Source organism: Rossellomorea sp. NS-SX7 (assembly GCF_052828565.1).
Genome location: NZ_CM128249.1, coordinates 633014 through 646153, shown reverse-complemented (window position 1 = coordinate 646153; position 13140 = coordinate 633014). Strand labels below are relative to the sequence as shown.

The window sequence follows — 13140 nt, the reverse complement described above, 5'->3', positions numbered from 1 at the left end:
TTCAGTTGAATCATATCGTAAAGACAGGCGAGACGCTGACGCAAATTTCACGGGATTACCGCGTACCGCTCCAAACCATCATCCGTGCCAACCCATCCATCAATCCAAATGTCATTTACCCAGGCCAGCCCATCGTGATACCCGGTTTCCCTTCGCCCGATACCCTCCCCTATCAGATTGACATATCGGTCAACAACCGGACGTTAAAGCTCTTGAGGAACGGAACACTGCAAAAGCAGTATCCAATCGCTGTCGGCAGAATGGTATCGGAAACGCCCGTGGGCAACTTCATCATCATCAATAAAGCTCCAAACCCCGGCGGACCATACGGCACGATGTGGATGAGCTTATCGAAACAGGGCTATGGCATTCACGGGACCAATGACCCAGGCTCGATCGGGAAAGCCGTTTCAAAAGGGTGCATCCGGATGTATAACAGGGATGTGGAGGAACTCTCACGGACCATTCCAATCGGGACGCCTGTTTACATTCATCAGTGATCATCCTTCATAAAAAAACAGCCTGACCCCGGGCACAAACATTGTTGTACCCGGGATCAGGCCCCCATACTTAATTCACTTTTTCCTTCAACCCTTCTTCCTCTGATTCAGGATGGAGGGTTTTGATCTTTTTTATAAAATAATAATGTTTGTACAAAGCCATCCCAATTAAAAGGATCTTGACGAACAGGATGTCCACGTACACCACAGAAATCAGGATGAAAAAATCAGCCGTTACATTGATCCTGATTTTCTCTTTCCGGGTCATACCCTTCTTTTGAAGGAAGGCTAAGACATACTTCTTATATATAGTTGTACTTTTAAACCAGTCTTCGATGCGCTTGGAACTTTTGGCAAAGCAGTAAGCGGCAAATAAGTAAAACGGACCGCCGGGGATGACAGGCAGCACTGTGCCTGCAAGCCCGAACGCCAATGATACCAGTCCAAGCAGCATGAACAGGATACTTTTTATTTTTTTTAGTGTCATGTGAATCATTCCCCTAAGATCTCAATATGATGATTGTTCTTCTGACATACCTGCCCAACATTCATTGTATTATTACTATAACAGGGATATGCCTGCACTTGTTTAGGGGATTTCTGTTAATTGTGGCTGGAAGGTGAACAAGGCAATAAATAGGTATCTGCTGATTCATGGAACACCGAATTCATCTGAACAGCTCATGTATGGCATGTTTTCTCGTTGTCCACCGTCAGTATATGCAAAAAGGGCTGACTCACGGAGCGTAAATCCGCTCATGAAGAAGTCTTTACTCCACTACACCCGTCCTGACAATTTGAAAGTCGATCTTTACGTTAACTTTTATATCCTTGTGCATCGAACGCCATTTCTTCTTCGTAAGATTTGAATGGGGGACAGCACTGCGATAGACTTCACCAAACCCCAGGACATCTGACTCAACAGTCTGGCAATACTTGATTAATTCCTTGATTTCTTTTTCCATTTCATGACTTATTTTTTTGTCGAGTATAGTAAGGTTTTCAGGATTCTTCAAGTCGACTTTCTGGTTGATCTCCTGTAATCGTGCATTCATCGAAATGTCCAAGTCAAACTCCAGGGCATCTTCATCTGCAAGCTCAATTTTGCTATTGCTTTTAATGGTGTCCAGTGCGACTGCAATCTTTTTGGAAGAGTCCTGGCCTTTCATTAATTTCGTGTCATCTCCGTTCTTGAGCGTCAATTCGTAATTCCCTGCATCATAATGATCGTTGATCAGTTTGACATAGAACGCCTCAATCGGAGTAATACTCCCCACCATTTTGTCATCTTTTAACAACGCCATCCCCGTGATCGTAATCATATCGTCCTCAAGTTTGATGAGCGGCAGCAGAGGGTCGGTTCCAACTGCGTAATAATCATGAAGGGTTTCATGAAGCGTTGGTGAGGGAATCGTTTCCCCTTTTATGTTCTGTTCGATCTCTTTATACACGTACTGCCCTGCATCGGAGAATTGTTCATATTTTTGCTCAAGGATCTCACTCGCTCTTCCATCGACTACAGCAAGATAAGTCAAATCACTGATCGCATGATCCCTGCTTAGTGTATCCGCCAGGTTGATGAACCCTTCTTCAGCCACTTCCCTCCCGTAGAGGGCTACCCTCAATTGACCCGACTCCAGTTTTTTCTGTGATTTGAGACTCCCCTTTATTCTTGCACCCTTGCTTGTCATTGCGTTACCAGAAATGACAATCGTACTGTCTATGGATTGCGGGTCGGTTTCAAGTATCAAGGAGGTTGTATGGATCTCATCACCATCCGTAGTGTCATAGCCCACCGTTGTGATCATGCCGATTTTCTCAAGCGTACTCGGGTCTGCGCAGGAAGTGAGTAAAGAAATTGAAATCAGCCCCAGCAGCAATCGATTCAGTTTATTCATACTTCTTCCCCTTTCCTGAATCTTTTTTTAATCATGACAAACAAATATAGGACAATGGGATAACAATAGACAATATAAAAAGAGACTTTTCCAAAATAATCACTGAGGGAGTTGATCTGTTCTCTTGTCACGAAAAACTGGAGAACAACAAACAGCATCAAAGCAAAAATCCAAATGAACGTTTTTTCTTTCCGCCGGAAGATGCGTGCCATTCCCCTTGAGGCAGACCATAGGTACAGCATGAGATTGGGAAGGATGATCAGCATCCAAAACGTGATGGCTACATATTCAAACCGTTCGATGAAAGGCAGGCGGACGATTTTAAATAATGACAGCGTAGCCCAGATTGTACGCTCCAGCTGCCCTCCACTGAAATAGCCAAGCGAAACCACCATGACGGCTGCATAAAGGAAGGTTGTGTACACCAAGCCGATTTGCACATACCTGTTTGTCTTCTGTTTTTCTTTTATATAAGGGTAGTAGGAATAAATTAGTTCAAACCCGATGACGGTAAAGGTCATGGCATATGTGCCTTTTAGAATATCCATTGCATTCGATTCGAACATGGGAATGATATTCTGCCAATTGATGAATTGCAGAGGGTAGCCCAGAAGACCCAGCAGCCAAAGTGCCAAAAATACACTGAAGAAGCTGACCCCGGCAATGATCCGGAATCCCCCCAATGTCCCGTATAAAACCAAGATGATCAGGGTAATAGCAAGAAACCAGGTCGGGACCTCAGGAAAGACCCACGCCTGCACCACTTCAATATAGTTCCGGATGATGACAAGAAATGCTCCAAGGCAATAAGAAACATACACGAGATTGAAGAGTGTCCCTATCCATTTGCCATAAACGTCCCGCTGTATCCCATACAAATCAGCACTTTCATAGGCCTGTAGGGTCTTCACCATGATCAACCCGATGATATTGGTGATGATACCGGAGAGGATGACCGACATCCAAGCATCATGTTTCGCTTCCATATAAATGATTCTCTGAAATCCCTGGACGCCCACTCCCAACTGCGCAGAATGAACGATGAACATAACAAGGAAGGCATTGACAAGATTTTGCTGTTTAGGGTGTACACTTACGTTCATTTGATCCCTCCTCTCCAATGCCTGGCATTATTTCTTTGGATCGTACTTTTTAGAATCATGTGGTCTCGCCTGATACGGACGTTTCCACGTTACGTTAAGCGGCAGCCGTACGACACTATTCGCCCAATCCCTTAAGCGGACTGGATAAAAAGGAGCCATGAACGGACTCCCCAGGCTCGATTGCCTCAAGAGGTGAATGAGCAGGAAGCAGAAGGCGAACATCGTGCCGTAGAATCCCCAGAATCCCGCTAATATAATGATCGGAAACCGCAGGATCCGGATGACATTCCCCATCATGAAGTTTGGCGTCGTGAAAGAAGCCAGCGCTCCAAGAGCGACGATGATGATGAGGATATTGCTCGTGAACCCCGCCTGCACCGCAGCCGTCCCGATGACAATACCCCCTACGATACCCATCGTCTGCCCTACTTTGGTCGGTAGCCTGGCCCCAGCTTCCCTCAACAGTTCAATGATGAATTCCAACAGCAGCGCCTCAATGATAGGAGGGAATGGGACCCTCGATCGCGACTCACTCAATGGAATGAGCAGCGGCTGCGGGATGATTTCATAATGAAAGGTCAAAGAAGCCACATAAATCGCTGTAAAAAAAACAGACAGCATCATCGCAATCATGCGCAAGATCCTGAAAAAAGAGGCAACCTGCCACTTTACGTTCTGGTCCTCCATGCTTTGGAAATATTCGATGAAACTTTGAGGACACCCTATGACAAGGGAACTCCCATCGACAAGGATGATGATTTTCCCATTAAGGAGCCATGAACAGGCACGATCCGGACGCTCCGTCAACACCATCAGCGGCAAGATGCTCATCGAGTTATCTTCGATCAGCTGCATAAGGACCGAACTGTCCATAATACCGTCTACGGAAATATTGGCGATTCGCTGTTTGACCGTTTCAACCATTTCATCTGATGCAATTCCATTTATGTACATGACAGAGATTGCTGTCCTGGTCTGCTCCCCCAGGGTTATGGACACATTCGTGAGATCGGGATTCACTAAATATCTCCGGATCAGTGAAACATTTGTCGCAAGACTTTCATTAAACCCAAGCTGGGGACCGATTACAATCGATTCATTCTCGGGCTTTGTCAACGAACGTCTGTCCGTGGTCGGAATCATGACTGATACGACAGATTTGAATCCCTCGGCATGAATCAGGACAGCCCCGCTCAACAGTGCAAAGACGGCTTCCTTCAATGATGTTACTTGCTTCACATCTCCTGAATTCATTTGGCTTTCCACTACTGAGGGGTCAACTGACCTTTCATCGAGCTGACTGATAATATCACGATTGAGCATCGTCGTTTCAATTAATGCTTCTATATAAATGATGGTGAGTTCCGGGCGTACCTTGATGACCACCACATCTGAGCTATTGTGCAAGCGGGTTTGTACCGCTTTTATGAACTCCTCTGAGGATGTTCCCAACTGTATATCGGGCTCTTCGAACTTCCGTTTCTCTACTTCGGGACTCTTGTCGTTTTTCTTAAAGAACATAATGGTCCCCCTTCTTGTCGTCAATGGTATCAGCTTTGTCCAGGGAGGGAAGAAATATACTTTTTCATTGGTGTCGGAGGTGTTTTTTTGTACTGGTTGTGGTCGGGAATGACGGGGTGTTTTGGCAGAGCTGGAGGAGTTGATCATTCAGTGTAGGGACAGGACTTGGTGTCCATTCCAGTGAAGGAGGAGTTAATCAATGCGAGTGTGCAGGAGTCAAGATATCCTCCATAATCATGACCATTTTCGCCGGCTGCGGTGTGGATCATTTTGACTTGATGTAAGATACGGGGGCTGACCTGGAATGATGAAGCGACTGTTCCGGAATGAAGCACCATGTGTGGAGAGTGAATCTAGTAAATATCCTCTATGTAATGAATCTGCCGTTCTCTATCATTTCCATTTTCCATAAAATATACGGAAAAGAAAGGAGGTGTTTAACTTGCCGACGATTCAAACCAAAGGACTCATCTACACGGTGAGGCCGGGGAACACACTCTATTCGATTGCTGCAACATACGGGAGTACGGTGGCTGCCATTGAAAGGGCCAACCATTTGTTTCCCCCTGTGACAGATAGGGGATTGATCTTTCCGGGTGATGTGCTGGTGATCCCGACGTCATCTGCGCCTCCCCTTATGAGTCACATTGTCACACCTGGTGATACCCTGACTGCCATCGCTCAAAGGTTCGCTGCACACGCTGATTTGCTGGCAGGGATCAATGACATTGAAAACCCTGATTTGATTCTAGTAGACCAGCGCCTGCTCGTCCCTGCTTTTTCTTATAAAATTGTCAGCGGAGACACACTTTATTCAATTTCCAGACGCTTCGGGGTTACCGTGTCTGCCATCGAAACAGCGAATGCGGACCGCCCGGGATTCCAAAGGGATGTCATCTGGCCGGATTATCACTTGATCATTCCGATTCCGACTTCAAGAAATATCTTTGTGTCCAATCCGTTGCCAGGTGCTTTCATCACCAGCGGACAGCGCTTGGAAGGCGATGCCAGGGTTTTTGAAGCTGTAGTCAACTATCAGCTAAGGGATCATAACGGTGTCATTGTAACCAATGAACGCTTCGCTATGACAGATGAAGGCGCACCGGCGTATGGTTCCTTCCGTGCAGCCCTTCCATTCGACCGCCAGCCAACCTCTGTTTCAGGAGATCTGTGGATGTACAGTCGAAGTGCTAAAGATGGAAGCATCCAGGACCTTGTTAAGATCAGGGTGTATTTTTAATAGGAAGAACAGATGGGGACAAGCCTAATGAAAATCTCAGAGCAATGGCTCTGGGGTTTTTTTGGTGTCTGGGTGTTTTGAAAAGGGGTTTTTACTCGGTTTGAGCAGAGGGTCAGTCATCGGTGAGGGATTTCCTTTTTCAGAGGTAAAACTGAGGATGATTTTGTTTTTTAGACGGGAATTAGGTTGTTTATGGTTCATTTGAACAAAAAGACCAAAGCAAAGGGGTCCAACCCCCTTTGCTTTGGTCAATATGAGAGAGTGTATCTGTTCATTCATGCGAGTTTAATAGATTTTCGAACCAAATCTGAGATTTACATTCCACTTTTTCGATATTCAAACCAGATTTCTATTTTTCAAACCACTTTTCACGAAATACGTGCAACTTGTCGAATTTTCATTACATCTAACCCCATGTGCCATGGGCAGGAGGCTCATTCTTCGTGGGATCATCCTTCCATACCGTCTCCTATGTCACAAGCTCCAACGGATCCAGAGCTGCCCCATGCTTCACGAGATCACTCTTCACCTTCCACACCCGTCTCCTCCGTCACCAGCTTCAACGGAACCGGAATCAATTCTTCAACCTTTTTCCCCTGCAGAACATCCGCTCCTGCCTGGACGGCAAGCTTGCCGATCTCGCCAGGCTGCTGAGCGATGGTAGCAGAAAGGTTTCCTTTTTTGATGCTGTTCAGTGCGTCGTCATTCCCGTCAAAACCGACGACGAGGACATCGCGGCCGGAGCTTTGAATCGCCTGGTATGCGCCGAGTGCCATTTCGTCGTTATGGGCGAATACGGCTTTGATATCCGGATTTCCCTGGATGATATTCTCCATCGTGTTCAGCCCTTCTGTACGGTCAAAGTTTGCCGTCTGTTTTGCGGCAACATCGAGTTTTTCATCGGCGATGTTGTGGAATCCGGCACCGCGTTCGCGCGTAGCCGATGCCCCTGGCACCCCTTCAAGCTCAGCCACTTTCGCACCTTCACCAAGCTGTTCTAAAATATACTCCGCTGCCATCTCTCCGCCTTTTTCATTATCGGACGTGACCAGTGTCTCGACATCCCCTTTTTCTGCGGAACGGTCGAGGGTGACGACCGGGATGCCGATGCTATTGGCCGATTGGACAGCGGTTGAAACCGCAGAAGAATCGGTTGGGTTGATCAGGAGAACATCGACTCCCTGCTGGATCAAGTCTTCCACATCATTGATTTGTTTGGCTGCATCATTCTGGGCATCGACGACGATGACGTCCATCCCCTGTGCAGCCGCTTCTTCTTCCACTCCATTTTTAATGGAAACGAAGAACGGGTTATTCAATGTCGAAACGGATAAACCAATTTTGATATCTTCCGGATTCTTCTTCTTCCCGTCCGGTTTCGCCCATTCCGGCGGCTGCAGCGAGCAGGCGCCCAGGAATACAAGAGACAAGCTCATCAGTAGTACGAGTAATTTTCTCATGATCATCCTCCTATGCTGCTTTCTTTCGATCGATCAGAACCGCGATGATGATGACGACACCCTTAACGACCATTTGGAAGAAGGATGATACGCCCAGTAAATTCAAGCCATTGTTCAATGTTCCGATGATCAATGCTCCGATCAGTGTCCCCAGGATCAGTCCGCGTCCTCCGGATAGACTTGTCCCCCCGAGGACAACAGCTGCGATTGCATCGAGTTCATATGATGTACCGGCTGTCGGCTGAGCAGAGTTCAAGCGTGATGTAAGGATCGCTCCGGCAAGGGCTGAAAGCAGACCTGCAAGAGAATACACCATCACTTTCACACGCGATACTTTGATACCGGAAATCAATGCTGCTTTTTCATTTCCGCCGATTGCATACGTTTTACGGCCGAACGGCGTTTTGTGCAGAATCACCCACAAGGCGGCGAATGTAAGAAACATCGTGACCGCCGGAACCGGGATCCCAAGGAAATATCCTCTTCCGAAAAGTTGGAATGCATAGCTGTCGCCGAGGCCGGTGATCGGATTTCCATCCGTGTACACGAGGGTCAGTCCGCGGAACATCGTCATCGTCGCCAGCGTGGCGATGAATGGTGCCATTTTCCCTTTCGTGATGAGCAGACCGTTGACCGCACCCATCACGGCCCCTAAGAGACATCCGATCAGAATAGCCAGGATAGGATCGATTCCTGACACCATCATGCCTGCCATCAATGCGCTCGATAAGGCAAGGATGGATCCGACTGACAAATCGATTCCCCCGGTCAAAATAACAAAAGTCATACCATACGCGATCAGTGCGTTAATGGCTACCTGTCTTAATAGATTCAATAAGTTCAAAGGTTCAAGAAAACTTGGGTTCATGACGGATACCGTCACAAACAGTACGAGCAGCCCCATGAATGGACCCAGTTTCTGCATCATACTTCCTACATGATTTGTACTCTTGAGTGCGTTATTCATTGATTCGACCTCCTGTTGCCAGTGTCATAATTTTTTCCTGATCGGCTTCTTCCCTTGATAGCTCCCCTGCTATCGCTCCTTCATGGACGACGAGTATCCGGTCGCTCATCCCCAAGACTTCAGGCAGCTCGGAAGAAACCATGATGATCGCCACCCCGCGGTCCGTCAGTTCATTCATCAATTGGTAGATTTCACGCTTCGCCCCGACATCCACACCCCGGGTCGGTTCATCGAGGATCAGGACTTTCGGGCCGATCCCGATCCATTTCGCGATGACGACTTTTTGCTGATTCCCCCCGGATAAATTTTTCGCTTTGGTCTCTCCGGATTCTGTCTTGATTGTCAAGCGCTTGATGAGAAGGTCGACAAATTCCCGCTCCTTCTTTTCCTGGATCAGGGCATTTTTTGTGAAACTGAACAGACTCGGAAGAACGATATTCTCTTTAATCGGGAAATCGATCACAAGCCCTTCTTCTTTCCGGTCTTCTGTGATGAAACCGAGTCCCAGCTCGACAGCCTGGCTCGGATTTTTGATCGTCACATTCTTTCCATTGATAAAGATTTCCCCGTCATACTTTCCATCCAGCCCGAAAATGGTGCGCATGATTTCCGTCCGGCCTGCGCCCATCAGTCCGGATACGCCGACAATCTCCCCTGACCGGACGTTGAAACTCACATTCTCGAAAACTCCTTTTCTTCCAAGGTTTTTCACCTCGAGCATCGAGTCTCCCGGTTTTGCGTCCCGTGCAGGAAAGCGGTCGGTGAGTGCTCGTCCCACCATCTTGCGGACGACTTCATCAAAGTTCGTCTCAGGAATCGGGGTCGTGTCGACCGTCCTGCCATCCCGCATCACGGTGATTGTATCGCATATCGTGAAAATCTCTTCCATCCGGTGAGAGATGTAAACGATGGAGACGCCCGATTTCTTTAATGAACGGATCACGTCGAACAGCTTTTCGATTTCCCTGTCCGTCAAAGCAGCGGTCGGCTCATCCATGATGATGACTTTTGCGTCTGTCATCAGCGCTTTTGCAATCTCGATCATCTGCTGTTCACCGACCGAACATTGCCCCGCCTCCTTGTTCAACGGTATGGAGATGGACAGCTTCTCGAACTGCTCATTCGCAATCGCTTTCATTTTTTTCGTTTTAATGAGACCGAAATGTGTAACCGGTTCCTTATTGATGAATAAATTCTCGAGCACCGTCAGTTCCGGCCAGATATTGAGCTCCTGGTGGATGAACGCGATGCCGAACTCTTCTGCCTCTTTCGGGTTGGCGAAGGTCTTTTCCCTGCCATCGATTTGAATGGTGCCTTCATCTTTTTTATGAAGTCCCGTCAGGATGTTCATGAGCGTCGATTTACCCGCTCCATTTTCACCCATCAAAGCATGGACTTCCCCGTCCTTGATCCTAATGTCGACACCTTCAAGCACCTTATTCTTGCCGAAAGCCTTATGGATATTTTCCATGTTAATCTGCATGTACTGTCACCCCTTTTAATTGAAAAATGCTCTGTTCCATCACCACTGACTGATTCCAAGTGGCGCCCCTTTTTAAAAAGTAACGCCAGCGTGAAGGATGCAGTTCGCATAAGGTGTGATTTCACCTGTGCGGATCACTGCTTTCGCATCCTTCAGTCGATCTTTCAATGATTCATGCGAAATATAATCAATATTGTTAAACATATCGTTCATTTCGCTGTTCACGATTTGGTTCTGACCGATTTCCTCTGCAACCGTCACACTTTCAACGACCATCTCTTCCTTCAGCACTTTCACCACATCAAGAAATGACGGCACCCCTTCCTTCAGGGACAGGTCGATCTTTTTCACACCTGCAGGAACCGGGAGTCCCGCGTCCGCGACCACGATCGTATCTGTGTGGCCGAGGTCTGCGAGCACTTTCGAGATATGACTATTCAGCATTCCGTTCCGCTTCATTCGGCGAGCCCCCTTTCCACTTCTTCCCGTGTCGGCATTCCGCCCTGCGCTCCGAATCCCGTGACCGATAAGGAAGCAGCACGATTTGCGAAGCGAAGGCTGTCTTTCAAGTCCCGTCCTTCTGCGACCGCCGTTCCGAATGCCGCGTTGAATGTATCACCTGCACCAGTCGTATCGACGACTTTTACAGGGAAAGATGGGACTAGGTGTTCACCGCTGCCATCATGATAGCGGACACCTGCCTCTCCTTCAGTGATGAACAATTTGTTCGGGTACTTGGCGAGCGCTTTCGAGAGCTCCAGTCCGGGGAACAGTAGACCTGCTTCATGTTCATTCGGTGTCAGGTACGCCGCTTTTTCAATAACTTCATGGGGAATCTCCCTGGCCGGGGCGGGGTTCAGTAAAAGAGGAACACCGATTTCATCGCATAAACGGGCTGTCTCAATCACCGTCTCCTCCGGCACTTCCTGCTGGATCATGACCAGATCGCATTCCTTTAAAAGAGACAGGGACTCCTTCACGTAGTCCGGGGTGACCAAATCATTTGCCCCTTTGACGACAACAATGCTGTTATCCCCTTCCGCTAAAATAATGTGAGCCGTCCCGCTCTTTTGATGTGTAACCGGTTTCACACGACCGGTATGGACACCATTGGCGTCTAGATTGTCGAGGATTTCCTTCCCGTAGGCATCATCTCCGACGCATCCGATCATATGGACTTCCGCTCCTAGGCGGGCAGCTGCCACCGCTTGATTCGCACCCTTTCCGCCGGGAACCGTTTCAAAGGACTCCCCAAGAACGGTCTCCCCTGCCTGCGGGCGTCTTTTAGATGTGACAACCAGGTCCATCGATGAACTGCCGATAACGGCAATCTTTGGTTTCTTCATGAACTTCATTCCTTTCGGGTTGTGTTTCTTTCTATCAGTTCAACAGGCATCTCTATCGTTTGGTCGATGCCTTTTTCTTTTTTGATGATGTTGATGAGCAGCCGAGCTGCCTCGCGCCCCATCTCGTAGGCGGGCTGCCTAATGGTTGAAAGGGTCGGATAGGACAGCTTGCTTTGCGGGATATCATCATATCCTATGATTTGCAGGTCCTCCGGGATCCTTTTTCCAAGCTTTAACGCTTCGTGGATGATCGCGATTCCGACGATATCATTACTCGCAATCACGCCGTCGGTATCAGGGAAATTCCCGAACAATTCCTCTGCCCATCCCTGCGCTTCCTCGAAAGAATAGGACGTCGTGGACAAGACTGAAAAATCAACGTCCGCCTGACTCAATTCCTCGATCGCGCCTTTATACCGGTCCTGCGCTGGTTTGATATGAGCTGGCCCTTTCACAAGTGTGATCCTCTTCGCTCCCTTATCGATGAGCGTCTTCGCTGCCAGGCGTCCCCCTTCCCTTCCATCCGCATAAACGGCCGGGTAATCTTCCGATGTTCGGTCCAACAGTACTAGAGGGAGTTTCATTTCATTATAAATCTGGTAGTCCAGGTGATTGGTAGCCGATATGATTCCCACCACATTGTTCTGTACGAACGTCTGGATGTAATCCAGTTCCTTCTGGACATTCTCATCACTGTTCCCCAGCAGCAGGCGGAAGCCAGATCGGCTCAGTTCATCCTCCACACCCCTCGCAAGCTGCGGGAAAAACGGATTCGTAATATCAGGGAGAAGCAGTCCGATCAGCCTCGATTCCCGTTTATAAAGAGATCGCGCCACCTCATTAGGACTGTAATTCAATTCAGCAATCGCATCCATTACTTTTTTTCTTGTATCGGCACCGACATAGCCGGTATCGTTCAGCACACGCGAAACCGTCGCTACAGAAACGCCCGCTTCCCGTGCAACATCTTTTATTGTTACCATTCTTTTCAACTCCCACGTTGTGTAACCGGTTACACATAAAATAGCATAGGTTTGTAATCGTTTGCAAGGATTGTTTTTTTAAAGTGAAATAGTCTGTGTTATGTCGGGGAACTGAGCGTTTCTTTCCATTGTCTTATTTCAGCTACTACCACAAGGAATATTTCTTTTTAATGTCTTTCAATTCTTATCACATGATCGGATGGAGTTATGTACCCCTTTTCTCCTGCTGAAAAGTCAGCTCCTTGACGTTTTATCTCAGCATATTGGACGACTTTATCTTTATGAAGGAAAACCAAAAGATATATATCATCTCTCATATCAATATTTGATGGGTCATTAAAATCAGTACCTAATTGTTCTTCTATACTTTCTTGTGTACTATATGGTGTGAACAGGAATGCTTCATACCAGTCAAAATCCGTCAATGACTTAATATTTATTTGACTCTGATTTTTATCCCCAACAACCGAATAAATGGATTCCTCTAAGGCTGTGTTATGTTGGACGTCATTTTGGCTGCATCCGACTAATAGAAGTAAAAGAAGAGCGCAAACAGATATTTTCTTCAAATGGAATCTCCTTTCAGCTTATAAAAATAAGCAGTCCAATTCACCTGCAAATTAGACTACTAAAAGGTTT

13 protein-coding genes are annotated in these 13140 nt (G+C 47.4%); 2 read left to right on the top strand and 11 right to left on the bottom strand.

Going from position 1 to position 13140, the window contains the following annotated elements; genetic code table 11:
- Nucleotides 1-5 precede the first annotated feature (5 nt).
- The gene (locus ACUXV2_RS03070; protein ID WP_446245600.1) at nt 6-500 is read left to right on the top strand and encodes a L,D-transpeptidase family protein; all 495 of its coding nucleotides are present in this window, start codon (nt 6-8) and stop codon (nt 498-500) included.
- A 70-nt stretch (nt 501-570) separates the two neighbouring features.
- Here ACUXV2_RS03070 and ACUXV2_RS03065 read toward each other — a convergent pair whose 3' ends face one another.
- The 4 genes from ACUXV2_RS03065 to ACUXV2_RS03050 form a co-directional block, all read right to left on the bottom strand.
- Nucleotides 571-987: a YbaN family protein gene (locus ACUXV2_RS03065; protein WP_446245599.1), complete on the bottom strand. Its 417-nt coding sequence runs from the start codon at nt 985-987 to the stop codon at nt 571-573.
- 283 nt (nt 988-1270) lie between these two features.
- Nucleotides 1271-2398, bottom strand: coding sequence for a Ger(x)C family spore germination protein (locus tag ACUXV2_RS03060; protein WP_446245598.1), 1128 nt, complete (start codon nt 2396-2398; stop codon nt 1271-1273).
- Entirely contained in the window at nt 2395-3501 is a 1107-nt protein-coding gene (locus ACUXV2_RS03055) for a GerAB/ArcD/ProY family transporter (protein ID WP_446245597.1), read from the bottom strand. The genes ACUXV2_RS03060 and ACUXV2_RS03055 overlap by 4 nt, the downstream gene beginning before the upstream one ends.
- Before the next feature lie 27 nt (nt 3502-3528).
- Nucleotides 3529-5022, bottom strand: coding sequence for a spore germination protein (locus ACUXV2_RS03050; RefSeq protein WP_446245596.1), 1494 nt, complete (start codon nt 5020-5022; stop codon nt 3529-3531).
- A 433-nt stretch (nt 5023-5455) separates the two neighbouring features.
- On the opposite strand from ACUXV2_RS03050, the gene ACUXV2_RS03045 reads away from it, so the two are divergent.
- Nucleotides 5456-6262 carry a LysM peptidoglycan-binding domain-containing protein gene (locus ACUXV2_RS03045; RefSeq protein ID WP_446245595.1) on the top strand — a complete coding sequence of 269 codons (807 nt, stop codon included), beginning with the start codon at nt 5456-5458 and terminating at the stop codon, nt 6260-6262.
- 518 nt (nt 6263-6780) lie between these two features.
- Here the strand turns inward: ACUXV2_RS03045 and rbsB are convergent.
- The 7 genes from rbsB to ACUXV2_RS03010 form a co-directional block, all read right to left on the bottom strand.
- Nucleotides 6781-7722: a ribose ABC transporter substrate-binding protein RbsB gene (rbsB, locus tag ACUXV2_RS03040; RefSeq protein WP_446245594.1), complete on the bottom strand. Its 942-nt coding sequence runs from the start codon at nt 7720-7722 to the stop codon at nt 6781-6783.
- Between the two features lie 10 nt (nt 7723-7732).
- Entirely contained in the window at nt 7733-8689 is a 957-nt protein-coding gene (rbsC, locus tag ACUXV2_RS03035) for a ribose ABC transporter permease RbsC (protein WP_446245593.1), read from the bottom strand.
- On the bottom strand, nt 8682-10172 hold the full coding sequence (locus tag ACUXV2_RS03030; RefSeq protein WP_446245592.1) for a sugar ABC transporter ATP-binding protein: 1491 nt from the start codon (nt 10170-10172) through the stop codon (nt 8682-8684). Before ACUXV2_RS03030 ends, rbsC begins: the two co-directional genes overlap by 8 nt.
- 72 nt (nt 10173-10244) lie before the next feature.
- The gene (gene rbsD / locus ACUXV2_RS03025) at nt 10245-10631 is read right to left on the bottom strand and encodes a D-ribose pyranase (RefSeq protein ID WP_446245591.1); all 387 of its coding nucleotides are present in this window, start codon (nt 10629-10631) and stop codon (nt 10245-10247) included.
- A complete protein-coding gene (rbsK, locus tag ACUXV2_RS03020; RefSeq protein WP_446245590.1) occupies nt 10628-11518 on the bottom strand; it encodes a ribokinase in 891 nt (296 codons plus the stop codon). The genes rbsD and rbsK overlap by 4 nt, the downstream gene beginning before the upstream one ends.
- 5 nt (nt 11519-11523) lie before the next feature.
- Entirely contained in the window at nt 11524-12501 is a 978-nt protein-coding gene (locus ACUXV2_RS03015; RefSeq protein ID WP_446245589.1) for a LacI family DNA-binding transcriptional regulator, read from the bottom strand.
- 167 nt (nt 12502-12668) lie between these two features.
- Nucleotides 12669-13070 carry a hypothetical protein gene (locus ACUXV2_RS03010; RefSeq protein ID WP_446245588.1) on the bottom strand — a complete coding sequence of 134 codons (402 nt, stop codon included), beginning with the start codon at nt 13068-13070 and terminating at the stop codon, nt 12669-12671.
- Between the last annotated feature and the right edge of the window lie 70 nt (nt 13071-13140).

What these genes read in the sequence shown, in the direction of transcription:
- ACUXV2_RS03060 (WP_446245598.1), bottom strand. Translation starts at nt 2,398, where the DNA reads ATGAATAAACTGAATCGATTGCTGCTGGGGCTGATTTCAATTTCTTTA.
- rbsC (WP_446245593.1), bottom strand. Translation starts at nt 8,689, where the DNA reads ATGAATAACGCACTCAAGAGTACAAATCATGTAGGAAGTATGATGCAG.
- rbsK (WP_446245590.1), bottom strand. Translation starts at nt 11,518, where the DNA reads ATGAAGAAACCAAAGATTGCCGTTATCGGCAGTTCATCGATGGACCTG.
- rbsD (WP_446245591.1), bottom strand. Translation starts at nt 10,631, where the DNA reads ATGAAGCGGAACGGAATGCTGAATAGTCATATCTCGAAAGTGCTCGCA.
- ACUXV2_RS03050 (WP_446245596.1), bottom strand. Translation starts at nt 5,022, where the DNA reads ATGTTCTTTAAGAAAAACGACAAGAGTCCCGAAGTAGAGAAACGGAAG.
- rbsB (WP_446245594.1), bottom strand. Translation starts at nt 7,722, where the DNA reads ATGAGAAAATTACTCGTACTACTGATGAGCTTGTCTCTTGTATTCCTG.
- ACUXV2_RS03030 (WP_446245592.1), bottom strand. Translation starts at nt 10,172, where the DNA reads ATGCAGATTAACATGGAAAATATCCATAAGGCTTTCGGCAAGAATAAG.
- ACUXV2_RS03065 (WP_446245599.1), bottom strand. Translation starts at nt 987, where the DNA reads ATGACACTAAAAAAAATAAAAAGTATCCTGTTCATGCTGCTTGGACTG.
- ACUXV2_RS03055 (WP_446245597.1), bottom strand. Translation starts at nt 3,501, where the DNA reads ATGAACGTAAGTGTACACCCTAAACAGCAAAATCTTGTCAATGCCTTC.
- ACUXV2_RS03015 (WP_446245589.1), bottom strand. Translation starts at nt 12,501, where the DNA reads ATGGTAACAATAAAAGATGTTGCACGGGAAGCGGGCGTTTCTGTAGCG.